Origin of the sequence: Comamonas testosteroni TK102, assembly GCF_000739375.1 — a bacterium.
Lineage (GTDB): Bacteria > Pseudomonadota > Gammaproteobacteria > Burkholderiales > Burkholderiaceae_C > Comamonas > Comamonas brasiliensis.
The window spans coordinates 918,970-944,689 of record NZ_CP006704.1 but is presented as its reverse complement, the minus strand read 5'-3'; the positions used below and the strand labels follow the sequence as shown (position 1 = coordinate 944,689).

Below are 25,720 nucleotides of genomic sequence, written 5' to 3'. Positions count from 1 at the left end.
TGGTTTTGCTGCGCTGCGCAAGCAAGCCCCGGTGCCGCCGGTTTGCACCCTCAAGCCTTGATCTCGGCAAAGGACTCTATTTCACGGTGATGGTTGCTGATCCACTGGGGCAGCAGCGAGCCTGCCAGCATGCCGGCGACCGCAGCCAAAAGACCAGCCAGCTGCTGTGGAAAAGCCTGGTTGAGCGCGGGCGTGACCATGAAGATGAGCCACACACCGATGCCCAGCACCACGGCGCTGATGGCGCCCTGGGTGGTGGCGCGCTTCCAGTACAGACCGAACACCAGCGGCACGAAGGCCCCCACCAGCGGCACCTGATAGGCACTGGCGACCAGTTCATAGATGGGCGTGCCTTCCATGATGATCGAATAGGCCAGCACACAGGCCGCGAACACCAGCACGCTGATGCGCATGGTCCTGAGATTGTCCTTGTCCGAGGTGTAGGGGCGGAACTGGCGCCAGATGTTCTCGGTGAAGGTCACGCTGGGGGCCAGCAAGGTGGCGGAAGCGCAGGACTTGATGGCCGAGAGCAGCGCACCGAAGAACAGCACCTGCATGGCGAACGGCATCTTGTCCATCACCAGGGTGGGCAGCACCTTCTGCGGATCATCGGCCAGCAGGGCCGTGGCTTCGGCGGGCATGATGATGAGCGCACTGGCCACCAGAAACATGGGCACGAAGGCAAAGATCACATAGCAGGCACCGCCGATGATGGTGCCGCGCACGGCCGACTTTTCGGTGTCTGCCGACATCACGCGCTGAAAGATGTCCTGCTGCGGAATCGAGCCCAGCATCATGGTCACGGCAGCGCCGATGAAGAAGACGATTTCGTGCAGCGAAGGCTCGGGCAGGAACTTGAAGAGATCGCGGCTGGTGGCCAGATCGACCACCTTGCCCGCGCCGCCCGCCATGTCACCGGCAAAAAATGCCAGGATCAGCAGGCCGGCGACCAGAATGATCATCTGCACGAAATCCGTCACGGCCACCGACCACATGCCGCCGAACAGGGTGTAGACCAGCACGGAGAGCACGCCTATCGTCATGCCCATGGGAATGCTGACGACACCGCCCGAGAGCAGGTTGAAGACCAGGCCCAGCGCCGTGACCTGGGCCGAGACCCAGCCCAGATAGCTGAGCATGATGATCAGCGAGCAGACCACCTCGATGGCCCGGCCATAGCGCGAGCGGTAGTAGTCGCTGATGGTCAGCAGATTCATGCGGTAGAGCTTGGCCGCAAAGAACACGCCCACCAGGATCAGGCACATGCCCGCGCCAAACGGATCTTCCACCAGCGCATGCAGTCCGCCTTCGATGAACTTGGCAGGCACGCCCAGCACCAGCTCGGACCCGAACCAGGTCGCGAAGGTGGTGGTGATGATCATGTAGAGCAGCAGATGACGGCCGGCAATGGCGAAATCCGCCGTGTTCTTCACGCGTCTGGCGGCCCACAGGCCAATGCCGATGGTCACTAACAGGTAGACGATCACCAATGAGAGCAGCACGCTGGCACTCCTCGAACTCTAAAGAAAGGGAAAGCTCAGAAGCGGATGCGCAGCAGAACCTGCAGCACCACCAGACCGATGACGAAACCGATGCCGCCACAGAGGATGGCCTGCAGCAGACGGTTGGTCGTTTTCTGCTGCTGCAGCAGTTCCTTGAGCAGGGTCTCGCTGTCATTGCCGGCGCCATGCCTGGACAGATACTGGTGCAGCACCCGTGGAATGTCGGGCAGGATCTTGGCGTAACGCGGTGCCTGCGCCTGCAGCTCATGCCATAGGCGCTGCGGCCCCATCTGGTCCAGCATCCATTTCTCGAGGAACGGCTTGGCCGTGCTCCAGAGGTCGAGGTTGGGGTCGAGCTGGCGCCCCAGGCCTTCGATATTGAGCAAGGTCTTTTGCAGCAGCACCAGCTGGGGCTGGATCTCGACCTGGAAACGGCGCGAGGTCTGGAACAGGCGCATCAGCACCATGCCCAGCGAGATTTCGGCCAGGGGCCGGTCGAAATAAGGCTCGCAGACGGCACGGATGGCAGCCTCCAGCTCCTCGACGCGTGTCGTGGCAGGCACCCAGCCGCTTTCCACATGCAAGGCGGCAACGCGCTTGTAGTCGCGGCGGAAGAAGGCCAGGAAGTTCTGCGCCAGATATTCCTTGTCGAACTCGGTCAGCGTACCGACGATGCCGAAGTCCAGCGAGATGTAGCGTCCGAAGGTATCGGGCTCCAGGCTGACCATGATGTTGCCCGGGTGCATGTCGGCATGGAAGAAGCCGTCACGGAACACCTGGGTAAAGAAGATGGTCACGCCGTCGCGCGCCAGCTTGGGGATGTCCACCCCGGCTTCGCGCAGGCGCTCGACCTGGCTGATGGGCACGCCCTTCATGCGCTCCATCACCATCACATCGGTGTGGCAGTAATCCCAGTGGATCTCGGGGATCAGCACCAGATCCAACCCTTCCATATTGCGGCGCAGCTGCGCGGCATTGGAGGCTTCGCGGATCAGATCCAGCTCGTCGTGCAGATAGTTGTCGAACTCGGCAACCACTTCCTTGGGCTTGAGACGCTTGCCGTCGTGGGAGAGCTTTTCCAGCCAGCTCGCCATCATGTGCATCAGTGCCAGATCCTTGTCGATCACGGACTTCATGCCCGGACGCAGCACCTTCACAGCGACGTCGTGCTCGATGCCGTCCTTGTCGCGGATCCGGGCAAAGTGCACCTGGGCAATCGATGCGCTGGCCACGGGCTGGCGCTCGAAGCTGATGAAGATCTGCTCCAGCGGCTTGCGAAAGGAACGCTCGATGGTGTCCACCGCGATCTGGGAATCGAACGGCGGCACGCGATCCTGCAGCTTGGCCAGCTCCTCGGCCACATCGGGCGGCATCAGGTCGCTGCGTGTGGACAGCACCTGACCGAACTTCACGAAGATCGGGCCCAGCTCTTCCAGCGCTTCGCGCAGGCGTACGCCACGTGGCTTGTCCAGCTTGCGGCCGAAGGTCAGCACGCCGCGCAGGCTGCGCAGTCGCGGATGCGGGATCCCGGAGAGCACCAGCTCGTCGAGCCCATAACGAAACACCACCCAGAGGATGGCCCAGCCTCGCAGAAAACGGCTCATGGCTGTGTGTAATCGGCGCCGGGCATGGCTGCCACGGGGGCCGTGCTGGCGGGATGGGCAGCATCGGCAGCAGAGGCGGACTTGCCACCCATGCGTGCGCCGACGAACTGACGCAGCCCCTGAGCAGCGGTGCGAGCCACCTTGGCGATGGTGTGGGCAGGCACGTCACCGATCAGGCGGGCCAGGTCTTCCTCCACATCCCACTTGACGTTATCCACCAGCCAGTTGATTTCGGCGGCAAACTGCACGTCGCCTTCGATGCGAATGCTGGGCTTGTCGCCACGCAAGGCCGTCTGGGCCAGCGACAGTGGAGAGGTCTCCGTGACTTCCAGCATCAGATCGGGCGCCGCCTCGGCAGGAGCCAGATCGAACAGGCCGGCAGGGGTGACCAGCAAGGCGACCGAGTACTGGCGCCACTGCACGCGCGCAATACGGCCTTTCTGGCGCACGAGGCGATCCCTGGCCTCTTTTTCCTGCATCAGCACATGGTTGAGGAAAAGCACCAGACGCTGATGCATTTCACTCACCAGCCATTCGGGAGCTTGGGGGCCGGCCATCACGCGTTCGACGAGACCGCCCAGAAAAGAAAAAGGGGACTGTGTTGCCATAGTCCCCGATTATTCATGAAATTGATTCCCCCCTGTGGCGCTTTGCACCTTCGCCCTGAGGGGACGCCGGCTTCGCTGCGAGGCAAAGGGCCGGCCAGGCTCTCGCTGGGTGTCCCGGGTCGGGAAATGCCAGTTCGAGCCCTGGCTTTATTGCAGCGCCTGCACGCCTGCCACCAGCCAGCCGCTGGCACCGCTCTTGGGCTTGGTCATGTTCCAGACTTCGCGGAAGGGGCTGGGGCCTGCCGATGCCTCTTCGCGGATCATGCCGGAGAACTCGACGCTGGCCATATAGCCATTGCCCAGGTCCTCGATGCCCAGCAGCTGCGCATCGATCATCAGCACATCGGTGTGGTTGGGTTCACCGGCACGCTGGCTCTCGCGTTCGGACAGCTGGCTGCGGATTTCCGAGAGCATCTCGTCGGTCATCATGGAGCGCAGGGTTGTGATGTCGGACCTGTCCCAGGCCGATTGCAGCGTCACGAAGTTGCGCTTGGCTGCCGTGAGAAAGCCTTCGGCATCGAAGTCTGCGGGCACGCCCCAGTTCTGCGAACCCGACAATGCAGAGCCGATCATGGAGCCACCGGCTGCTGCTGCGGCTTCGGGAATATGGTTCTGTTCCCAGGGACGAGCCGACGCATCGTTGCCCACTTTTTCAGGGTTGTACTGGCGAGCCTGGGGAGCGTTGGCATCACCGCCCAGGTTGCCTGCGCCCTGAAAGGCGAAGGGGCTGTGATTGCCCTGCATCGCAGGCGCGGGCTTGCGACGTCGCATGATCATGCCGACCACCACCATGATCACCATGGCCAGCAGACCGAACATCAGCATATTCGCAAAGGCTTCGCCCATGCCCAGCGAGTTGGCCAGCCAGGCCAGACCCAGGCCTGCAGCCAGGCCGCCCAGCATGGCACCCCAGGGTTTCTTGGGTGCAGCGGCCGGAGTTGCGGGCGGGGCCGCGCGGTTTTGCTGCGCCGCATTCTGCTGCCCGGCCTGCTGGGTATTCTGAGCGGGAGCACGAGAAGCTTCACGCTGAGTGACGTTGCCCGACTGCTTGCCGAACGATGAGCCGCCGCCCATGCGCTTGGCATCGGCCTGACCATGCGCCACCACCAGCATTGCCACCAAGGCGATTGACCAAAGTTTCTTCATCTCATCTCCCTTCTTCTAGAAAGTCGCTACAAATCTGCGCACCAGGCGCACTTAACACTTGATTCCCACATGCAAGGCACAGACGCCTCCCGTCATGTTGTGATAGTCCACATGACCAAAGCCGCATTGCTGCATCAAGGCCTTGAGCTCCTTCTGTCCCGGATGCATGCGTATGGATTCGGCCAGATAGCGATAGCTTTCGGCATCGCCGGCAATCATCTTGCCCATGGCCGGCAAAATCTTGAACGAGTACCAGTCATAGGCCTTCTCCAGGGGCTTGGCCACCTTGGAGAATTCGAGCACCAGCAGCTTGCCGCCAGGACGCAGCACGCGGTTCATTTCCTTGAGCGCGGCATCCTTGTGCGTCATATTGCGCAGGCCGAAGGCCACGCTGACCAGATCGAAATAGTTGTCGGGAAAAGGCAGCTTCTCCGCATCGCAGACCAGCGTGGGCAGGATCACCCCCTTGTCGGTCAGACGGTCGCGCCCCACACGCAGCATGGCTTCGTTGATGTCGGTGTGCACCACCTGACCGCTGGCCCCGACCTTCTTGGAAAAAGCCAGGGACAGATCCCCTGTGCCGCCCGCGATGTCCAGCGCCTTGTCGCCTTCCTTGAGGTTGGCCACCATCAGTGCGTAAGCCTTCCAGGCGCGGTGCAGACCGCCCGACATCACGTCGTTCATGACGTCGTACTTGGAAGCCACGGAGTCGAACACACCGCGTACGCGCGATGCCTTCTCGCTTTCATCAACAGTCTGGAATCCGAAGTGTGTGGAGCTCATAACAAAGAATGCTAAGCAGGCAGTGCTTGCGCGTACAGCGACAACCCCGTATGGCTACAGGCTTTGAAGCACTATGGTTTTTGGAAAGAATTCGCCTTGAGCGCTTATTTCACATGCGCTGCCAGCTATTGGAAATATAGCACCAGCCTCAATAACCCTGTGCTGCACGCATGGGCGCTGTGGCGTGGGCGGGACGCTGCTGCCGGCTTTTGGGCCGACATGCAAGCCCCTGGGAGTCAAAGCTCAATGCACGCTGCAGCCATGGCCGCCGGCGCCTTTCTCGGGCATGGGCGTGTCGCGCTCCAGTCCGGCCTCCTGGAGACGCTGCAGATATTGCTGCCACAGGGCGTCCTGCTGGCTGCCCAGCTGGTAGAGGTATTCCCAGGTGTAAAGACCGCTTTCGTGCCCGTCGCTGAAGAAGGGCTTGATGGCGTAGTTGCCCACCGGCTCGATGGTGCTGATGCCCACATCGCGCTTGCCGGTCTGCAGCACTTCCTGGCCAGGGCCGTGGCCCTGGACTTCGGCCGAGGGCGAGTACACGCGCAGCAGCTCGAACGGGATGCGGAAAGTCTTGCCGTCCGAATAAGAGACCTCCAGCACGCGCGATGCACCGTGCACGGTCAGCGACTGGGGGGTGGGAGTGTTGGCTTGCAGTCCTGCCATGGTTTTCTCCTAATCAATGCGTAAAAGGGCAGCCTGGAGCTGCCCTTTGGATCTCCCGACGGAGATGAAAAACATCACGCGGCCCAGAGGGCCAGTGCCTTTTGCAGCACTTCATCCACCTGCGGCAGCTGACGGGCAATCGCAGCTTCGCGGGCTTCATCGCGCTCGCGCTGGGCCGCAGCCCAGACCGAAGCGGGAAAGTGGCTGTCCCAGTCATAGCGCGCAATCACATGCCAGTGCAGATGCGCCACCATATTACCGAGAGCCGCCAGATTGATCTTGGTCGGGGCCAGTTGCTCGCGCAGCACGCGCTCCACCAGGGCCACGGCATCCATGCAGACAATGCGATCCGCCGCGCTCAGATCCGAGAACTCGGCCGCATGTTCATTCCAGACCACGCGATAAAAGGCCGGGAAGCCTTCTTCCGCTGCGCGGATAACGCGCAGCTTCTCACCGCTCCAGATCAATGCGCCGCCATCGGTTGCACACAGAGGACAATTTTCAACCAACATCTGAAATCTCCATTGCAATGCTTATCGACGTGACCCCAGCGCAGGCCAGAGACACCGAGGAAGGGCCGCCCCGGCCTCCCTTGGGGGAAGGCGCGAAGCGACTCAGGGGGCATCACACCAGCACGCGCTCGATACCGCCCTGGTTGGCGCGATTCACATACTCGGCCATCCAGTTCTCGCCCAGGATGTCGCGCGCCATCTCGACCACGATGTAGTCGGCTTCGAGCAGACCGTTGTTCAGATCGTTGCCGTAGCGGCTCAGGCCCTGCAGGCAGCTGGGGCAGCTGGTCAGGATCTTGACGTTGTCCTGGGCGCCGAGCTGACCGTTGTCCCGGAGCGCGGCCTCGCCCTTGCGGATTTCCTCGGTCTTGCGGAAGCGGATCTGCGTGGAGATGTCGGGACGCGTCACCCCCAGCGTGCCGGACTCGCCGCAGCAGCGCTCGCTCTTGAGCACGTTGTCGCCCATCAAGGCCTTGACGGTCTTCATCGGGTCCTGCTGCTTCATGGGCGTGTGGCAGGGGTCGTGGTACAGGTACGAGCCCTTGTTCTGCAACGTAATGCCTTTTTCGAGCAGATATTCGTGGATGTCGATGATGCGGCAGCCGGGGAAGATCTTGTCGAACTGGTAGCCCTGCAGCTGGTCATAGCAGGTACCGCAGCTCACCACCACGGTCTTGATGTCCAGATAGTTGAGCGTGGTCGCCACACGGTGGAAGAGCACACGGTTGTCCGTGATCATCTTCTCGGCCTTGTCGAACTGGCCCGAGCCGCGCTGGGGATAGCCGCAGCACAGATAGCCGGGCGGCAGCACGGTCTGCACGCCGGCATGCCAGAGCATGGCCTGCGTGGCCAGACCCACCTGGCTGAACAGGCGCTCGGAGCCACAACCTGGGAAGTAGAACACCGCCTCGGTGTCCGACTTGGTGGCCTGCGGGTCGCGGATGATGGGCACGTAGTCCTTGTCCTCGATGTCCAGCAAGGCGCGCGCCGTCTTGGTCGGCAGACCGCCGGGCAGCTTCTTGTTGATGAAGTGGATCACCTGCTCCTTGATGGGAGCCGTACCCACCGATGCGGGCGGGTGCGCAGTCTGCTTCTTGGCAACCGCTCCCAGCACGTCGGCCGCCAGGCGCTGGGCCTTGAAGCCCACGCCCACCATGGCCGTGCGCATGAACTTGATGGTGTCGGGATTGGTGGCGTTGAGCATGGCCATGGCCAGCTTGTTGCCGGGGCGGAAGCTCTTCTTGTCCATCTTGCGCAGCAGATTGCGCATATTCATGGTCACGTCGCCGAAATCGATCTTGACCGGGCAGGGGTTGAAGCACTTGTGGCAGACCGTGCAGTGGTCGGCCACATCCTCGAATTCCTGCCAGTGCTTGATGGACACGCCACGGCGTGTCTGCTCTTCGTAGAGGAAGGCCTCCACCAGCAGCGAGGTGGCCAGAATCTTGTTGCGTGGCGAGTACAGCAGATTGGCGCGCGGCACATGGGTGGCGCACACCGGCTTGCACTTGCCGCAGCGCAGGCAGTCCTTGACGGAATTGGCGATGGCACCGATGTCCGACTGCTGCATGATGATGGATTCATAACCCATCAGACCAAAGCTGGGCGTATAGGCATTGGTCAGATCGGCAAACATCAGCGACTCGCGCGGCGAGCGCCCGTCGTGACTCTGGTGCGCCAGGGCATCCCACTCTTCGTTGCGGATCAGCTTGCCCTTGTTGAAGCGGCCTTCGGGGTCCACACGCTTCTTGTAATCGGCAAACGGTGCCAGTTCGGCATCCGAGAGGAATTCCAGCTTGGTGATGCCGATGCCGTGCTCACCCGAGATCACGCCGTCCAGACTGCGCGCCAGCTCCATGATGCGGGCCACGGCTTCGTGCGCGGTCTGCAGCATTTCATAGTCATCGGAGTTGACAGGGATGTTGGTGTGCACATTGCCGTCGCCGGCGTGCATGTGCAGCGCCACCCAGACACGGCCCTTGAGGACCTTCTGGTGAATCTCGTTGACGGACTCGCGCAGCGGCTGGAAGGCAGCACCCGCGAAAATCTTGGACAGCGGCTCCTTGAGCTGGGTCTTCCAGCTCGCACGCAGGCGGTGATCCTGCAGCTCGGGGAACAGCGTGGCCACGCCGTCCAGCCAGCCCTGCCAGAGCTCGCGCACCTCGGCCACCAGCGTCAGAGCCTGCTGCACGCGGTCTTCCAGCAGCTCGGCACTGGGGATGTCGCCGGCATCGTCGCTCTTGCCCAGGGGCAGGTCTGAGTGCTTGAAAAAGCCGCTCAGCTCGTCGCATAGCTTGAGCTTGTTGCGCAGCGACAGCTCGATATTGATGCGCTCGATGCCATCGGTGTACTCGGCCATGCGCGGCAGAGGAATCACCACGTCTTCATTGATCTTGAAGGCGTTGGTATGGCGCGAGATAGCTGCCGTGCGCTTGCGGTCCAGCCAGAACTTCTTGCGCGCCTCGGCGCTGACGGCGGTAAAGCCTTCGCCGTTGCGCGAATTGGCGATGCGCACCACCTCGGCCGCCACGCGGGCCACTTCGTCGGCGTCGTCACCGGCGATATCGCCCAGCAGCACCATCTTGGGCAGGCGGCCGTTGCCCTTCTTGCTCTTGGTCGCGTAGCCCACGGCCTTGAGGTAGCGGTCGTCCAGGTGTTCGAGACCGGCCAGCAGCACGCCCGAGCGCTTTTGCTCGGCGAACATATAGTCCTTGATCTCGACGATGGAGGGCACGGCGTCCTTGGCATTGCCGAAGAACTCCATGCACACGGTACGCGTGTGCGCCGGCATGCGGTGCACCACCCAGCGTGCGCTGGTGATCAGGCCGTCCGTGCCTTCCTTCTGAATGCCGGGCAGGCCCGAGAGGAATTTGTCGGTCACATCCTTGCCCAGGCCTTCCTTGCGGAAGGTGTGGCCGGGAATGTCCAGGCGCTCGGTGCGCACAGGGGTCTTGCCGTCCGCCTCGAAGTACTTCAGCTCGAAGCAGGCCATCTCGGCGTCGTGAATCTTGCCGAGGTTGTGGTCCAGGCGCGTGACTTCCAGCCACTGCGCATCCGGGGTGACCATGCGCCAGGACACCAGATTATCCAGGGCCGTGCCCCAGAGCACCGCCTTTTTGCCGCCCGCGTTCATGGCGATATTGCCGCCGATGCAGGATGCCTCGATGGAGGTCGGGTCCACGGCAAACACAAAACCGCCGCGCTCGGCCGCGTCGGCAACGCGCTGAGTCACCACACCGGCTTCGGAGTAGATGGTGGGCACTTCGTGGTCCACGCCGGGAATCATGCGCATCTCGACTTCGGTCAGCGCCTCCAGCTTTTCGGTGTTGATGACCACCGAACGCCATGTCAAAGGAATGGCTCCACCCGTATAACCCGTGCCGCCTCCGCGCGGAATGATCGTCAGGCCCAGCTCGATACAGCCCTTGACCAGGCCGGCCATCTCGGCTTCGGTATCGGGTGTCAGCACCACAAACGGGTACTCGACGCGCCAGTCGGTCGCATCGGTCACATGAGCCACGCGCGACAGGCCGTCAAACTTGATGTTGTCCTTGGCGGTATAGCGGCGCAGTGTCTTCTGCGCGCGACGGCGCAGCTGCTCGGCTTCGACAAACGTGGCATTGAATTCATGCACGGCGCGATGGGCAGCCTCCACCAGCTGGCCCACCAGCTGATCGCGCACGGCATCCTCGTTGGGCTCGCGGCGCTTGTCGATCTCGGCCAGGCGATGTTCCAGCGCCTCGACCAGCGACTTGCGGCGGTCGGGGTTGTGGATCAGATCGTCCTGGAGATAGGGATTGCGCTGCACAACCCAGATATCCCCCAGCACTTCGTAGAGCATGCGGGCGGATCGGCCGGTGCGGCGTTCCTGACGCAGCTGATTGAGCACATCCCACATGGATGAGCCCAGCAGACGAATCACGATCTCACGGTCAGAGAACGATGTGTAGTTATAGGGAATCTCGCGCAGTCGTGCGGGTTCGGCAGCCTGGGCCTGGAGGGCGGCAGCCAACGCAATCGGTACATTCATGGGGTAGACCGTATCGGGCGCCCTCTGTGTGGCGCCCCTAAGCCAGTGGGATGGCGATTTTAAGCGACGGCGGCTCAGCCATGCTTTGCTATGGGTTCTGAGTGGTCAGCCCTGCTATCGCCAAAGCAGCAGCAAGCCCCGGGCAGCTTCGCTGCATGACAACGCGGCGCGGCACTGCGAATTCGTGCACGGCACGCGCCTCCCAATCATCGATGAATCTTCCATAGGCTATTTAGACAAAAATCATACATTTCCGAATCAAAAACAACTCAATACGAAAGACTACCAACAACAAACGAAATGCCGTTGACCTAGAATGGCGCAGCTTCGCGCACCATCAATTGTCACCAGATCGTCATGCAACGGCTTTTGACTGCGGGTTCTGCCCATGGTGAAGCGCACAAGCCCATGCAAACAATGACATCCATATGTCATACGAATGACTTAATGTGCATCACCGCATATTTCGTCAACGAAAGTTAGAGGAGCCTTCATGCAATTCAAGCAACTGGCCATGGCCGCCGCCGTCGCCGCAACTGCCTTCTCGGCACAAGCCACCACCGAAATCCAATGGTGGCACTCGATGACTGCCGTGAACAACGAATGGGTCAATGACCTGGCCAAGCAGTTCAACGAGAGCCAGAAGGACTTTAAGATCGTCCCCACCTACAAGGGTGCCTACGATGAGTCCATGACAGCCGCGATTGCAGCCTTCCGCTCGGGCAACGCACCGGACATCCTGCAGGTGTTCGAAGTGGGCACTGCCACCATGATGGCTTCCAAGGGCGCGACCGTGCCCGTGGGCAAGGTGATGCAGGACGCCGGTGTCGCTTTCGACCCCAAGGCCTACATCCCCGCCGTGGCCGGTTACTACACCGCCCCCAACGGCCAGATGCTGAGCTTCCCCTTCAACAGCTCGACCACCATCTTCTATTACAACAAGGACGCCTTCAAGAAGGCCGGCCTGAACCCCGACAAGGCCCCCACCACCTGGCCCGAAGTCTTTGCTGCCGCCAAGAAGCTCAAGGAAAGCGGCCACAGCTGCCCCATGACCCTGGCCTGGCAAGGCTGGACCCAGCTGGAATCCTTCTCCACCTGGCACAACGTTGAGTTCGCCACCGAGCAAAACGGCCTGAGCGCCAACGGCTACAAGGCACGCATGAAGGTGAACTCGCCTCTGCACGTCAAGCACATCGACAATCTGGCTGCAGCCGCCAAGGCCGGCGAGTTTGTCTACAAGGGCCGCGGCTCCATTCCCCAGGCTTCGTTTACCGCCGGTGAATGCGCCATGATCCAGACTTCGTCCGGCTTCTACGGCGATGTGGCCAAGAACGCCAAGTTCGCCTACGGCCTGGCTGCCCTGCCCTACTACCCCGATGTCAAGGGCGCTCCCCAGAACACCGTGATCGGTGGCGCTTCGCTGTGGGTGATGTCCGGCAAGAATGCCGAGCACTACAAGGGCGTGGCCAAGTTCTTCGAATTCCTGTCGCAGACCAAGGTGCAGGCCGCTTCGCACCAGCGCACCGGCTACCTGCCCGTGACCATGGCCGCCTATGACCTGACCGACAAGTCCGGCTTCTACGCCAAGAACCCCGGCACCGATACCGCCGTGACGCAGATGATCCGCAAGGTGACCAACAACTCGCGCGGTATCCGTCTGGGCAACTATGTGCAGATCCGTACCATCGAGGACGAAGAACTCGAACAGGTGTGGGCTGGCAAGAAGACCGGCAAGCAGGCTCTGGACGCCATCGTGACCCGTGGCGACGAGCTGCTGGCCCGTTTCGAGCGTTCCTACAAGAAGTAATCCTGAGGGTGCCGCAGGGCACCCCCAGGCCCGCTGTGCCTTCACCCAAGGCACAGCCCCTTGAATGCCACGTTGACTGAACCCAGGCTCCGGTGGTTTTTTTATTTGTGACTCCTCATGGAAAAACGCGTTCTTTTCCGATCCAGGTGGCTGCCCTGGGTGCTTATCGCACCCCAGCTCCTCATCATCGGCATCTTCTTTTTCTGGCCCGCTGGTCAGGCGGTACTCCAGTCATTCCAGATGGAAGACGCGTTCGGCATGAGCACCGAATGGGTGGGCCTGGACAACTTCCGCCAGTTGTTCGCCGACCCCACCTATCTGGACTCCTTCTACCGCACCGCGCTGTTCTCGGTGCTGGTGGCGGGCGTGGGCATTGCCACATCGCTGGGCCTGGCCATTTTTGCGGACCGCATCGTGCGCTTCGCCATGGTCTACAAGACCCTGCTGATCATTCCCTATGCCGTGGCCCCCGTGATTGCCGGCGTGCTGTGGATTTTCATGTTCTCGCCGTCCATCGGCGTGGTGGCTTATTTCCTGGGCAAGCTCGGCTATGACTGGAACCACCTGATGAACGAGAACCAGGCCATGGCACTGATTGTGCTGGCCGCCGTGTGGAAGCAGATTTCCTACAACTTCCTGTTCTTCCTCGCCGGACTGCAGTCCATTCCCAAGGCCCTGATCGAAGCAGCCTCGATTGATGGCGCCGGCCCCTGGCGCCGCTTCTGGAACATCCAGCTGCCGCTGCTCTCGCCCACCACCTTCTTCCTGCTGGTGATCAACATCGTTTACGCCTTCTTCGACACCTTCGGCATCATCGATGCGGCCACCCACGGCGGCCCCGGCCAGTCCACGTCGATCCTGGTCTACAAGGTGTATCTGGACGGCTTCAAGGCGCTGGACCTGGGCGGCTCGGCTGCGCAGTCCGTGATCCTGATGCTGATTGTTGTTGTGCTGACTGTGATCCAGTTCCGCTATGTTGAAAAGAAAGTGCAGTACTGATCATGGTTGACCGCAACCCCTGGCTCAATTTCTTCTCGCACCTAGTGCTTGTCGTTGGCGTGGCCATCGTGGCCTTCCCGCTGTATCTGGCACTGGTGGCCTCCACCCACACGGCCAGCGAGATCGTGCAGGCGCCCATGCCTCTGCTGCCCGGCACCCACCTGTGGGAAAACTACAAGGAAGCACTGCTGGGCTCCGGCAAGCTGGGCTCCAACACCAGCGTCGTCCACATGATGTGGGTGAGCTTTGTCGTGGCCATGATCATCACCGTGGGCAAGATCGCCATCTCGCTGCTGTCGGCCTTCGCCATCGTGTACTTCCGCTTCCCGTTCAAGATGATCTGCTTCTGGGCGATTTTCCTGACCCTGATGCTGCCCGTGGAAGTGCGCATTCTGCCCACCTACAAGGTCGTGGCCGAACTGGGCCTGCTGAACAGCTACGCCGGTCTGTCGCTGCCTCTGATTGCCTCGGCTACCGCCACCTTCCTGTTCCGCCAGTTCTTCCTGACGGTGCCCGATGAACTGGTGGAAGCCGCCCGCATCGACGGCGCCGGCGCCATGCGCTTTTTCAAGGACATCCTGGTGCCCTTGTCCAAGACCTCGATTGCCGCGCTGTTCGTGATCCAGTTCATCTACGGCTGGAACCAGTACCTCTGGCCCCTGCTGATGACCACCTCGGAAGACATGTATCCCGTGGTCGTGGGCATCAAGCGGATGGTCGCTGGCGGTGGCGAAGCCGCCATCGACTGGAACATCGTGATGGCGACCGCCATCCTGGCCATGCTGCCACCCACACTGGTGGTCATGCTGATGCAAAAGTGGTTTGTCAAAGGCCTGGTGGATACCGAGAAGTAAGGCTCTCGACCACGACCTCCACCACCTTCTTTTGACCCATTGAACGAATACCTGGAATACCTCCCATGGCATCCATCTCCCTGAAGAACATCGTCAAGCGCTATGGCACGGGCAAGTCCGCCGTGCCCGTCATTCACGGCATCAACGTCGAGATCAACGACGGCGAATTCATCGTGCTGGTCGGCCCCTCGGGCTGCGGCAAGTCCACCCTGCTGCGCATGATCGCCGGCCTGGAAGAAATCACCGATGGCGACCTGCTGATCGGCTCCAACAAGGTCAACGACCTGGAGCCCGCCAAGCGCAATATCGCCATGGTGTTCCAGAACTACGCGCTCTACCCCCACATGAGCAACTACGAGAACATGGCCTACGGCCTGAAGCTCGCCAAGGTGCCCGAAGACGAGATCAAGCGTCGTGTGGACAAGGCCGCCAAGATTCTGGAACTGAGCCATCTTCTGGACCGCAAGCCGCGCCAGCTGTCGGGCGGCCAGCGCCAGCGCGTGGCCATGGGCCGCGCCATCGTGCGTCAGCCCCAGGTGTTCCTGTTTGACGAACCCCTGTCCAATCTGGACGCCAAGCTGCGCGGCCAGACCCGTCTGGAGATCCAGAAGCTGCATGCCGAGCTGGGCATCACCAGCCTGTTCGTGACCCACGACCAGGTCGAGGCCATGACCCTGGCCCAGCGCATGGTCGTGATGAACGGCGGCAATGTGGAGCAGTTCGGCACACCCGAAGAGGTCTACCACACACCAGCCTCCACCTTTGTGGCGGGCTTCATCGGCTCCCCTCCCATGAACCTGCTCAAGCACTCGCCCAATGGCAAGCCCGGCCTGATCCTGGGCATCCGCCCCGAACACATCGACCTGGTGGAAACCGGTGGCGTGGAATTCAAGGTGCAGACCGTGGAACTGCTGGGCGCCGAACGCCTGCTGCACGGCAAGGTGGGCGATGAAGACGTCACCGTGCGCGTGGAAGAAGGCAAGCCCTATCCCAAGCCCGGCGAGACCGCCCGCATCTCGGCGCGTGAAGACCGCCTGCACTGGTTCAACGCCGAAACCGGCAAACGCGCCTAAATCGAAACTCCCCCTGAGCGGCTGCGCCGCTTCCCCCTCTCTCGCTACGCGGGAGGGGGACGACACCTTCGCCGCAAGGCGGCTCTTGCTCGGTGTCTCTGAGATGGGTTGCGCCAGTTCTCATCGACGCGCCCAAAGCTACCCTGAAGTATGAAGCCGCAAACTTTGTTGGACTCACTATGACGAATGCTTTGAAACCCTGGCCCTACCCACGTTGGGTCGCCCACCGCGGCGCCGGCAAGCTGGCACCGGAGAACACCATGAGCGCCTTCCGCCTGGGCGCGCAGCATGGCTACCGATTCTTTGAATGCGATGCCAAGCTCAGCCAGGACGGCGTGCTGTTTCTGATGCATGACGCCACGCTGGAGCGAACCACCAGCGGCCACGGCATTGGCGGCGAACTCAGCATGGGCGAGATCGCCCAGCTCGATGCCGGCAGCTGGCACTCTCGCGCCTATGCGGGCGAGGCCCTGCCCACGCTGGAAGCCCTGGCGCGCTGGTGCCTGGCCAACCATCTGCACCTGAATGTGGAAATCAAGCCGACCCCGGGCCAGGAACTGGAAACCGGCCGTGCCTGCGGCGAGCTGATGAACCGCATCTGGCCGAAGACCGAGGTGCAGCCGCTGTTCACCTCGTTCAAGTCCGACTCGCTCAAGGGTGCCCGCGAGACCGCAGCCCATATTCCACGCGGCCTGCTGGTGGACAGGCTGGCCGACGGCAACGGTGATGCCGACCTGAAGCAGGCCATGGAGCTGGACTGCAGCGCCATGGTGCTCAACCACGCCCTGTGGACGCCCGAGCTGGTGGCCAAGGTGCATGGCGCAGGCCTGCGCTGCAGCAGCTATACCGTCAACGACCAATGGGCCGCACAACGCCTGATCGACCTGGGCACGGACGGCATCATCACCGACCGCGTGGATATGTTCAGCCCCGCGCAGACAGGCGAGCAGCTGTAAATCAGTAGCTGCTTATGCATATCCACTAAGAACCTCAGCATCAATCAATGCTGAATTCCCTTCAAATCAAGCGCAAGCAGCTTCTATATTCATAGCAAAACAAAAGCCCGGCCCCTTTGCAGTGACCGGGCTTTTTTGCGTTCACCACCTCCAATACTGGCACTGACAAATCAGGGCAGCCGCGCAAGGGCCGCCCCGCCGCGCTGGCTGCGTCCCCTGCCCGCAGTGCGCAGTGCGCAGCACTGCGAGAGCGGGGGAAGGCGCGGGGCCGCCTAGGCACAGCGCCTCAGGGGGTGTCAATCCAGTTTCGTGCCCGAGGCCTTGACGGCTGCCGCCCAGCGCGGCGTCTCGCCGGCCAGGAACTTGCCGAAGGCTTCAGAGCCGAGGAAGGCCGGATCGGCGCCCTGCTCCACCATGCGGCTCTTCACGTCGGGCATGTTCATCACCTGCTGGAAGGCATTGCTGAGCTTGGCCGTCACCTCCTTGGGCAGGCCGGCAGGTGCCAGGAAGCCATAGAAGCCCACCACCTCGAAGCCCTTGAGACCGGACTCGATGGCGGTCGGCACTTCGGGCAGCGCGGGGTTGCGCTCCTTGCTGGTCACGGCCAGGGCGCGCACCTTGCCCTGCTTGTGATAGGCCGCAGCCTGGGGAATGCTCTCGGCCATGAACTGCACCTGGCCACCGATCAGGTCGGTGAACGCAGGCGCGCTGCCCTTGTAGGGAATGTGCACCAGATCCACGCCTGCGGCGCTCTTGAACATCTCGGGCACCAGATGGCTGATGCCGCCGTTGCCGGCCGAGCCGAAGTTGATCTTGCCGGGGTTGGCCTTGGCATAGGTCGTGAACTCGGTCAGCGTCTTGGCCGGCACCTTGTTGTTGACCAGCAGCGCCAGCGGCTGCATGGCGGTGCGGGCAATCGGCGTGAAGTCCTTGAGTGTGTTGTAGGGCAGCTTGCTGTAGAGCGCAGGGTTGATGACCATCACGCCGGTATTGGCCAGCATCAGCGTGTAGCCATCGGCGGGCGAGCGCATCACGTCCTGTGCCCCCACCGAGCCGCCCGCTCCGGGCTTGTAATCCACCACCAGCGGCTGACCGAGCACGCCCTGCAGCTTGTCGGTCAGCAGACGGGCATGCTGGTCCAGCGGGCCGCCGGCAGGAAAGCCCAGCACGATACGGATGGGCTTGGTCGGAAAGGAGTCCTGAGCCTGCGCGCCCGCAGACAGAAGCAGGCCTGCGCCAGCCATCAGGCCGGCCAGCATATTCATTGAAATCTTGTTCATTGTTGTCTCCTTGGTTTTGAAAATCATCGGCCGCGCCAGGCACTGCCCAGGCAAACCCGGCTTGGCCAGCCTGCACCGGGCAGCGGCATTCGAGCCTTGCTCTGAACCATGACGGGAGCCTGCCGGCATAAAAAAGCGCTTCTCGAGGGAAGCGCTTGCTTGCCAGGGTGCCAAGCGGCAATCAGCGCTTGGGCTGCCAGGCCAAGGCCTTGTTCTGCTGCTCGGCCACCTGGGCAATGGTGAGCTTGTTGGCCGCTTCGTCGCGGCGCTTGGCGGCGTCGCCCCCCAGCTCCATGGCGGCAAGGTTGTACCAGAAGTAGGCCCTGGCATTGTCACGAGCCACACCCTGGCCCTGTGCATAGACCATGCCCAGGTTGTACTGGGCGGCGGCGTCACCCTGTTCGGCAGCACGCTGGTACCACTGCACGGCCTTGCCGTAGTCGCGCGCAGCGCCCTGGCCTTCGGCGTACATCACGCCCAGGCGATTCTGTGCACCGGAATGACCTTGCTCGGCTGCCGCGGCATACCACTTCATCGCCTGAGCAGGGCTGGCGGCACCGCCCTGGCCATCGGCATACAGACGCGCCAGGTTGAACTGGGCCGAGGCATCGCCCTTGTCGGCCGCGCGGCGGAACCACTGCATGGCCGTCGCATAGTTCTGCGGCACGCCACGGCCTTCGGCGTACAGCGTACCCACGTTGTTGATGGCGGCGGCATGGCCTTGCTCGGCCGCCTTCTGATACCACTGCAGCGCCGTGCCGTAGTTCTGGGGCGTGCCCAGACCTTCGGCATAGATGGTGCCCAGGTTGTACTGGGCATCGGCATGATTCTGGTCGGCCGCGCGCTGGAACCATTGCGCCGCATAGGCAGGGCTTTGCTCCACACCCAGGCCGTAGAGATACAGACGACCCAGATGGTTCTGGCCGTCGGCATTCCATTGCTCGGCGCTCTTCTGGAACCAGGAAGCCGCCAGCTTGTAGTCGCGCGGGACGCCCACGCCATCCATATACATGCGGCCCAGGCTGTTCTGGGCCCTGGCGTCGCCCTGCTCGGCAGCGCGCTGCAGCCACTGGGCAGCCTGTACGGGGTCCAGCTTCACGCCCACCCCGTCGGACAGCATGGAGCCCAGCTGGTTCTGCGCTTGCGCATGGCCTTGATCGGCCGCCTTCTTGAACCAGTCGGCGGCCGTCATGTAGTTCACGGCCACGCCATTGCCCTTGAGGTAGCGCTGGCCCAGCTCGAACTGGGCCGTCACATGGCCTTGCGCGGCGGATTTCTCCAGCCACTGGGCGGCGGTGCTGAAGCTCTGGGGCACGCCCAGACCTTCCTGATAGAGGTGGGACAGGTTGTACTGCGCCACGGCATTGTTCTGCTGCGCCGCGCGGCCGTACCACTGGGCAGCCTCACGGTAGTTCTGCGGCAGGCCCTGGCCGTTGGCATACAGCGCACCCAGACTGTTCTGGGCACCCGCATGTCCCTGGGCCGCGGCCTTGCGGAACCATTGCGCGGCCGTGGCGGCATTCTGGGGCACGCCCTGGCCATGCACATACATTTCGCCCAGCTGATTCTGTGCCTTGGCATCGCCGCGCTCGGCCGCCTGCAGCGGACCGGCCGTGGAGGCCACGCGCGAGCCTGCAATCGGCAGCGGGCCATATTGCAGACGACTGAATTCAAACTGGGGACCCGATGTGGCGGCTCTGGAATCGCGCAAAAAATTCATGCGACCTTCCGCACCGGTTTGCGCGGATGCGCTCTGGGCAAAGGCCGCCAGACTCGACATGACCAGCGCTGCGATGGGAGTGAACTTCATTCCGGTACGATTCCTAGACGCGTGTTGTTACATCAGACATACGATGACACCAGCCTGCGAGCGTAACTGATTCTGATAGCAGCTTCGATAAGGAATCCCTCAATCGCGGCATCCTCGCCACAGTTTTTTGACATTTGGCCGTGACATGAAAAAAGCCCGGCAATGCCGGGCCTGACAGGATGCAAAGGTTTCAGCCCCTGCTCATCTGCTCGCGCACATAGTCCGCCAGCACCTGCATGAGCTCGGCAAAATGCGCGCGCAGCGGCTCGAAGCCGGCATTCGGTTCACGCGTGTCCTCATCCATATAGACGGGGCGACGGATCTCGATCTGCATGGAGTGGCGATTGAGCTGCGGCTGGCCGATGCGCCCGATCAGTTCCACACCTTTGTAGGGCTCGTTATAGGCAACGCTGTAGCCAAAGCCCTTGAGCGTATCGCCCACCAGATGGATGAACTCGGGCGCGCAGGTCGTGCCGTCACGGTCGCCCAGCACGAAGTCGGCCAACGGTGGCGCATCGCTGCGTCCCAGTCGCTGGTACACGTCGTTGGGCATGGAGTGCAGATTCAGATGCCACACGGCCCCGAAGCGGGCCACGCTGTCGTCGATGGCCTGCGCCAGCGCCGCGTGATAGGGGCGCCAGTAGCGGGCGATACGGTGCTGGACCTCGGCCACGGTGCGCTTGCGTTCATACAGGGGAGTGGCCACGCCGGCCTTGCTGATGCGCTGCCAGATCAGGCCCAGCCCCTGCTGGGTCTTGATGCTGGGCGACAGCGGCACCGGCCATTCGCCCTCGATCTGCGCGGGATCCAGGTCGGACTCGTTGCGGTTCGGGTCGACATAGGTGCGCGGGAAAGTCGCTTCCAGCAATGTGGCGCCGAACTCGGGCCAGCGGTCCCAGAGCGCTGCCACATGCGTGTCCTCGCCGCGGCGCAGCAGGCTCATGGGCACGACGGTGCCGAAATCCTCGGGATAGGCCGTGCCGCTGTGCGGCGAGTCGCAGACTATGGGCAGAACCTCGCCCCGGGCCGGGTGCACCAGCACCGGCTCGGCCGGTCTGGCTTGCAGAAAATCAGGCACAGACATTGAAGCCTTCATCAGTCCAGCTTGATATTGGCGCGCTTGGCCACGGCCGTGTAGCGCTCGATCGCAGTCTTGATCTGCTTGGCAAACTGCTCGGGCGTGTTGCCCATGGACTCGCCGGAGATGGACTTCTGCTTTTCCAGATAGTCGGGCGAAGCCATGACCTTGTGGGCCGCAGCATTGAGTTTGTCGATGATGGGCTTGGGTGTGCCCGCAGGCGCCACCAGGCCAAACCAGCCGCCGTCGCCCATCTGGGGGTAGCCCAGCTCGGTATAGGTGGGTACATCGGGCAGCACATCGCTGCGCTTGAGGGCCAGCACGGCCAGGGGACGCAGCTGGCCGGCCTTGATATGCGGCAGGGTCGAAGGCAGGTTGTCCGTCATGGCATTGACCTGTCCGCCCAGTGCATCGGTAATGGCCTGGCCCGCCCCCTTGTAGGGAATGTGCAGCAGCTGGATACCAGCCAGATTCATGAAGTTCTCGATATTGGCATGACCCAGCGAACCCGTGCCCGGCGAGGCAAAGGTGTACTTGTCGGGGTTGGCCTTGGCCAGCGCGATGAATTCCTTCATGGTCTTGGCAGGCACGCTGGCGTTCACGACGAAGACGCTGGGCACGCTCATCACATTGGTGATGGGAGCAAAGTCCTTGATCGCGTCATAGGGCAGCTTGCGGAAGATGGCCGGGTTGGAGCCATGGGTGGAGACCGTGGCCATGCCGATGGTGTAGCCGTCGGGAGCGGCCTTGGCGATTTCCGAAGCGCCGATGGAGCCGCCGGCTCCGCCACGGTTGTCCACCACCACGGCCTTGCCCAGTATCTGGCCCATCTTGTCGGCCAGCAGGCGCGCCACCATGTCGGTGGAGCCACCGGCTCCAAAGGGCACGATCAGGCGGATGGGGCGATTGGGGTAGTCCGCTGCTGCATTCGCAGCGAACGCGGGGGACAGCGCGGCGGCTGCGGCGCAGGCGGCAATGGATGACAGAACGGTACGACGAATAGCCATGCGGCTTCTCCTTGACTGGTTATGAATCGGTCGAAGGGCTCAGGACTTGGCACTCCAACCTTTTTTTCATTCTGTGCCGCAGGCCGCGCCACGAAAAGCGACAAGACGGCACGCAAGTATTACCAGCCGTCATAATTCAAGCCGTCATGCGCATGCACTCCCCGTCCCTGTCCGAACTTCACGCCTTTGCCGCAGCCGCCCGCCTGGGCAGTTACTCGCTCGCCGCCCAGGAGCTGTATGTGACGCAGGGCGGCATCAGCCGAGCCATTGCCAGGCTTGAGGAGCATCTGGGCTTTGCCCTGTTCGAGCGCCTGGGCAGACGCAACGCGCTCACTGCGGCAGGACAGGACTATCTGCAGGCGATAGAGCCCGCCGTGATGGCGATCGAATCCGCATCGGCCGCCGCACGCAGGCGCCGCCATGGGCCCCAGCTGCGCCTGTCGGTCATTCCCACGCTGTTCAGCCACTGGCTGATTCCGCGCCTGCCCGACTTCAACCGCCGTCATCCGCAAATCATGCTCTCCTTCGCGCCCTACCGGCGCGACGATCCGCTCAATGCGCCGGAGATCGATGCCTGGATTCGCGTCGGCAGCCAGCAATGGCCGGCGAGCGTGGAAGCCGAGTATGTGATCGGCCGCGACCTCATCCCCATCTGCCACCCGCGCGAGCTGCAAGGGCCGAACCCCATCTGCAGCGAGCAGGATCTGCTGAGCCGCCCGCTGCTGTTCCACACCAACTACCCGGGCAACTGGGCCAGCTGGATGCAGGCCCGGGGCCTGAGCCAGCCCTGCCCCGCCCCGGTCGCGGACTTTGAGACCGTGGCCCTGCTGGTGCAGGCCGTGGCAGCCGGCATGGGCGTGGCCATGGTGCAGCGCTGCCTGGTGGAAGAGGATCTGGCATCGGGCCGCGTGGCGCTGGCGCTGGATGCGCCGGTGCATATCGAGCGCGGCTACTTTCTGTGCCAGCAAGGCAACCGGCCTCCCACGGAGGCCTTAAGACAGTTTCGCAGCTGGATACTGGAGCAGGCCGAACCCCGGGCCGTCAGTGACTGAGGCCCGGCCGGACACTGGCGCGAATACAACAAACACTCTTGAGTCAGATCAAGATTTCACGCAAAACAGCTTTCCAGCCAATGCGCCAATCAGCGCCAGGCTCTGGAAAGCACCCACTGGCAGCAGGCACTTGCGCAGACCAGCGCGGCATAGGCGAGCATCTTGCCATCGCGTGAAAACAGCCAGAGACTGGCCAGCAAAACCGCTACACCCAATATGAAATTAATAGCTACTTGTGCAATGAATGATTGGGCTCCAGCCTTGTTTTGCTTGAACCATCGAGCGCAGATCGCCAGGCCCAGTGCGAGAAAAAAAGCCGGGGCGACGAAGTTGAGTAAATGATTAACGCTCGCAACAAGATCCATGGCAACAATCGATTCCAAGGCTTTGAGACCGGGGGGTGCCCAATCCGGTTCTAAATTTTATAATCCCCTGTTATGGCAGTCTGGGCTTTAGGTATCAATCACCACACGGCTCCGCTCGATATGCGGGGCCGTTTTGCGTTCGCGCTCGATCAGATCGCGCCGACGCTGCAAGGCCTGCGCGCATCCCTGTCCCACGCGGGCCGGGCTCACAGCGCCGTGGAAACCGCCATCCTCTCCACCTGCAACCGCACCGAGATCTACTGCGCTGCCGACGCCCCCGCCATGGATCACACCATGCACTGGCTGGCCAACAGCGGCGGCGTGGCGCCTGAGCTTCTGCGCCAGCACTCGTATCTGCTGCAGGATGGCTTGGTCGCCCGCCACGCCTTCCGCGTGGCCTCGGGGCTGGACTCCATGGTGCTGGGCGAGGCACAGATCCTCGGCCAGATGAAGAACGCCGTGCGTGCGGCCGAGACCGCAGGTGCCCTGGGCACCACGCTCAACCAGCTGTTTCAACGCAGCTTTGCCGTGGCCAAGGAAGTGCGCAGCTCCACCGAGATCGGTGCGCACAGCATCTCCATGGCTGCCGCTGCCGTGCGCCTGGCCGGCCAGCTGTTTGAAGACCTGAGCAAGATTCGCGTGCTGTTCGTGGGCGCGGGCGAGATGATCGAGCTGGTCTCCACCCACTTTGCCGCCCGCAACCCCAGGCAGATCACCATCGCCAATCGCACCATGGAGCGTGGCGAGAAGCTGGCCGCCCAGTTCGGCGCCGGCACCATGCGTCTGGCCGACCTGCCCGAGCATCTGCACGAATACGACGCCATCATCAGTTGCACGGCATCCACCCTGCCCATCATCGGCCTGGGTGCCGTGGAGTCCGCCCTCAAGAAACGCAAGCGCCGCCCCATCTTCATGGTGGACCTGGCCGTTCCGCGCGATATCGAATCCGAGGTCAAGAACCTCAACGACGTCTATCTCTATACCGTGGATGATCTGGCAACCGTCGTGCGCACCGGTCAGGCCCAGCGCCAGGCCGCCGTGCAACAGGCCGAGGTCATCATCGACACCGGCGTGCAAAGCTTCATGCAATGGATGGACCAGCGCAACCCCGTGGGCGGCGCGGTCTCGCTGATCCAGCAGGTCAACGCCCAGGCCGACGAATGGCGCGCGCTGGAAATTGCCCGTGCCAAGAAGCTGCTGGCCAAGGGCGAAGACATCGACACCGTGCTGGAAGCGCTCTCGCGCGGTCTCACACAGAAAATGCTGCACGGCACCATGGCCGAGCTGCACAAGGGCGACGCCGAAGAACGCGCCCAGACCGCAGACACCGTCTCCCGTCTGTTCCTGCGCGCCAGCCGCAACCCCAGCAAGCTTTAGCGGCGCTCGCCCGCTTCGGCGCTGCCGTCCTCGTGCAGCGCATGGCCCGGTCGTGGCCTGCCCCCTCTCTTTCCTGTCCCCAACAAGGTGGCCGCTGCGCGCCACCCTTTCCAAGCCTTAGCTACTCCCTATGCAAGACTTTTTGCGCAACCAGCTCGAACGCTATGCCCAACGCCTGCAGGAGCTGGATTTCCTGCTCTCGCGCGAAGACATCATGGGCGACATGAAGCAGTACCGCACCATCTCGCGCGAACATGCCGATGTGACGGCCATTGCCAGCCGCTACACGCGCTACCTGCAGACCGAAGCCGACATTGCCGCCGCGCGTGAAATGCTGGACGACCCCGACATGGCCGAAATGGCGCAGGAAGAGATCGGCAGCGGCGAAGCCGAGCTGATCAAGCTCGAGGACGAGCTGCAGCGCCTGCTGCTGCCCAAGGACCCCGACGATGCCCGCCCCGCCTTTGTCGAAATCCGCGCCGGCACGGGTGGCGACGAATCGGCCCTGTTTGCCGGCGACCTGACCCGCATGTACACCCGCTACGCCGCCAACGTGGGCTGGAAGGTGGAAGTGATGAGCGCCAGCGAAAACGAAATCGGCGGCTACAAGGAAGTGGTGCTGCGCATCGAGGGCGACAACGTGTACGGCGCACTGCGCTTCGAGTCGGGCGGCCACCGCGTGCAGCGTGTGCCCGCCACCGAAACCCAGGGGCGCATCCACACCAGCGCCTGCACCGTGGCCGTGATGCCGGAGCCCGACGAGGCCGAGGCCATCACGCTCAATCCTGCCGATCTGCGCATCGACACCTTTCGCGCCAGCGGCGCCGGCGGCCAGCATATCAACAAGACCGACTCCGCCGTGCGCGTGGTCCACCTGCCCACGGGCATCGTGGCCGAGTGCCAGGACGGCCGCAGCCAGCACAGCAACAAGGCCAAGGCCCTGCAGGTGCTGCAGGCCCGCATCCAGGAAAAGGAACGCAGCGAGCGGGCCGCCAAGGAAGCGGCCATGCGCAAGGGCCTGATCGGCTCGGGCGACCGCAGCGATCGCATCCGCACCTACAACTTTCCCCAGGGTCGCCTCACCGACCATCGCATCAACCTCACGCTGTACAAGCTGCTGGCAGTGATGGAAGGCGATCTGGGTGATGTGATCCAGGCCCTGCAACATGCGCGCGAGGCCGAGCTGCTGGCGGAGCTGGCCGCTTCCTGAGTCC

At 62.7% G+C, this 25,720-nt stretch carries 21 protein-coding genes; 8 read left to right on the top strand and 13 right to left on the bottom strand.

Annotated elements, in window-relative coordinates; genetic code table 11:
- Nucleotides 1-50: 50 nt before the first annotated feature.
- The 8 genes from O987_RS04250 to O987_RS04215 form a co-directional block, all read right to left on the bottom strand.
- A complete protein-coding gene (locus O987_RS04250; protein ID WP_043370937.1) occupies nt 51-1,502 on the bottom strand; it encodes a sodium:solute symporter family protein in 1,452 nt (483 codons plus the stop codon).
- A gap of 35 nt (nt 1,503-1,537) precedes the next feature.
- Nucleotides 1,538-3,106: a ubiquinone biosynthesis regulatory protein kinase UbiB gene (ubiB, locus tag O987_RS04245; RefSeq protein ID WP_003058476.1), complete on the bottom strand. Its 1,569-nt coding sequence runs from the start codon at nt 3,104-3,106 to the stop codon at nt 1,538-1,540.
- Entirely contained in the window at nt 3,103-3,714 is a 612-nt protein-coding gene (locus tag O987_RS04240) for a ubiquinone biosynthesis accessory factor UbiJ (RefSeq protein WP_003058478.1), read from the bottom strand. Before O987_RS04240 ends, ubiB begins: the two co-directional genes overlap by 4 nt.
- 147 nt (nt 3,715-3,861) lie before the next feature.
- A complete protein-coding gene (locus O987_RS04235; RefSeq protein ID WP_043370936.1) occupies nt 3,862-4,860 on the bottom strand; it encodes a Tim44 domain-containing protein in 999 nt (332 codons plus the stop codon).
- A gap of 51 nt (nt 4,861-4,911) precedes the next feature.
- Nucleotides 4,912-5,643, bottom strand: a complete 732-nt coding sequence (ubiE, locus tag O987_RS04230; protein ID WP_003058482.1) for a bifunctional demethylmenaquinone methyltransferase/2-methoxy-6-polyprenyl-1,4-benzoquinol methylase UbiE — start codon at nt 5,641-5,643, stop codon at nt 4,912-4,914.
- A 243-nt stretch (nt 5,644-5,886) separates the two neighbouring features.
- Nucleotides 5,887-6,306 (bottom strand): gamma-butyrobetaine hydroxylase-like domain-containing protein, encoded by a 420-nt coding sequence (locus tag O987_RS04225; protein WP_003058483.1) that lies wholly within the window; start codon nt 6,304-6,306, stop codon nt 5,887-5,889.
- A gap of 74 nt (nt 6,307-6,380) precedes the next feature.
- A complete protein-coding gene (locus O987_RS04220; RefSeq protein ID WP_003058486.1) occupies nt 6,381-6,818 on the bottom strand; it encodes an HIT family protein in 438 nt (145 codons plus the stop codon).
- A 112-nt stretch (nt 6,819-6,930) separates the two neighbouring features.
- A complete protein-coding gene (locus O987_RS04215; RefSeq protein WP_003058488.1) occupies nt 6,931-10,848 on the bottom strand; it encodes a DUF3683 domain-containing protein in 3,918 nt (1,305 codons plus the stop codon).
- 493 nt (nt 10,849-11,341) lie between these two features.
- Between O987_RS04215 and ugpB the strand changes: the two genes are divergently transcribed.
- From ugpB to ugpQ, 5 genes are all read left to right on the top strand, one after another.
- Nucleotides 11,342-12,655, top strand: a complete 1,314-nt coding sequence (ugpB, locus tag O987_RS04210) for a sn-glycerol-3-phosphate ABC transporter substrate-binding protein UgpB (protein ID WP_003058490.1) — start codon at nt 11,342-11,344, stop codon at nt 12,653-12,655.
- A gap of 117 nt (nt 12,656-12,772) precedes the next feature.
- Nucleotides 12,773-13,654 carry a sn-glycerol-3-phosphate ABC transporter permease UgpA gene (ugpA, locus tag O987_RS04205; protein ID WP_003058492.1) on the top strand — a complete coding sequence of 294 codons (882 nt, stop codon included), beginning with the start codon at nt 12,773-12,775 and terminating at the stop codon, nt 13,652-13,654.
- A 2-nt stretch (nt 13,655-13,656) separates the two neighbouring features.
- A complete protein-coding gene (gene ugpE, locus O987_RS04200; RefSeq protein WP_003058493.1) occupies nt 13,657-14,508 on the top strand; it encodes a sn-glycerol-3-phosphate ABC transporter permease UgpE in 852 nt (283 codons plus the stop codon).
- 65 nt (nt 14,509-14,573) lie between these two features.
- Complete coding sequence (locus O987_RS04195; RefSeq protein ID WP_003058495.1) at nt 14,574-15,581, top strand: sn-glycerol-3-phosphate import ATP-binding protein UgpC; 1,008 nt, start codon at nt 14,574-14,576, stop codon at nt 15,579-15,581.
- A 179-nt stretch (nt 15,582-15,760) separates the two neighbouring features.
- On the top strand, nt 15,761-16,537 hold the full coding sequence (gene ugpQ, locus O987_RS04190; RefSeq protein WP_003058497.1) for a glycerophosphodiester phosphodiesterase: 777 nt from the start codon (nt 15,761-15,763) through the stop codon (nt 16,535-16,537).
- Nucleotides 16,538-16,833: 296 nt separating this feature from the next.
- On the opposite strand, the gene O987_RS04185 is transcribed toward ugpQ, so the two are convergent.
- From O987_RS04185 to O987_RS04170, 4 genes are all read right to left on the bottom strand, one after another.
- A complete protein-coding gene (locus O987_RS04185) occupies nt 16,834-17,817 on the bottom strand; it encodes a Bug family tripartite tricarboxylate transporter substrate binding protein (protein ID WP_235214243.1) in 984 nt (327 codons plus the stop codon).
- A gap of 181 nt (nt 17,818-17,998) precedes the next feature.
- On the bottom strand, nt 17,999-19,627 hold the full coding sequence (locus O987_RS04180; protein ID WP_043003488.1) for an SEL1-like repeat protein: 1,629 nt from the start codon (nt 19,625-19,627) through the stop codon (nt 17,999-18,001).
- Nucleotides 19,628-19,817: 190 nt separating this feature from the next.
- On the bottom strand, nt 19,818-20,711 hold the full coding sequence (locus O987_RS04175; protein ID WP_043376078.1) for an N-formylglutamate amidohydrolase: 894 nt from the start codon (nt 20,709-20,711) through the stop codon (nt 19,818-19,820).
- An 11-nt stretch (nt 20,712-20,722) separates the two neighbouring features.
- Entirely contained in the window at nt 20,723-21,712 is a 990-nt protein-coding gene (locus O987_RS04170) for a tripartite tricarboxylate transporter substrate binding protein BugE (RefSeq protein ID WP_003058506.1), read from the bottom strand.
- A 146-nt stretch (nt 21,713-21,858) separates the two neighbouring features.
- Between O987_RS04170 and O987_RS04165 the strand changes: the two genes are divergently transcribed.
- Nucleotides 21,859-22,764 carry a LysR substrate-binding domain-containing protein gene (locus O987_RS04165; RefSeq protein ID WP_043370935.1) on the top strand — a complete coding sequence of 302 codons (906 nt, stop codon included), beginning with the start codon at nt 21,859-21,861 and terminating at the stop codon, nt 22,762-22,764.
- A gap of 89 nt (nt 22,765-22,853) precedes the next feature.
- Here the strand turns inward: O987_RS04165 and O987_RS04160 are convergent, their stop codons facing one another.
- Nucleotides 22,854-23,129, bottom strand: coding sequence for a hypothetical protein (locus O987_RS04160; protein ID WP_034400790.1), 276 nt, complete (start codon nt 23,127-23,129; stop codon nt 22,854-22,856).
- A 72-nt stretch (nt 23,130-23,201) separates the two neighbouring features.
- Here O987_RS04160 and hemA point away from each other — a divergent pair, with 72 nt between their 5' ends.
- Together hemA and prfA are read left to right on the top strand one after the other, a co-directional pair.
- Nucleotides 23,202-24,506, top strand: coding sequence for a glutamyl-tRNA reductase (gene hemA / locus O987_RS04155; protein WP_043003492.1), 1,305 nt, complete (start codon nt 23,202-23,204; stop codon nt 24,504-24,506).
- 130 nt (nt 24,507-24,636) lie between these two features.
- Nucleotides 24,637-25,716 carry a peptide chain release factor 1 gene (prfA, locus tag O987_RS04150; protein WP_003058512.1) on the top strand — a complete coding sequence of 360 codons (1,080 nt, stop codon included), beginning with the start codon at nt 24,637-24,639 and terminating at the stop codon, nt 25,714-25,716.
- Nucleotides 25,717-25,720: the final 4 nt, after the last annotated feature.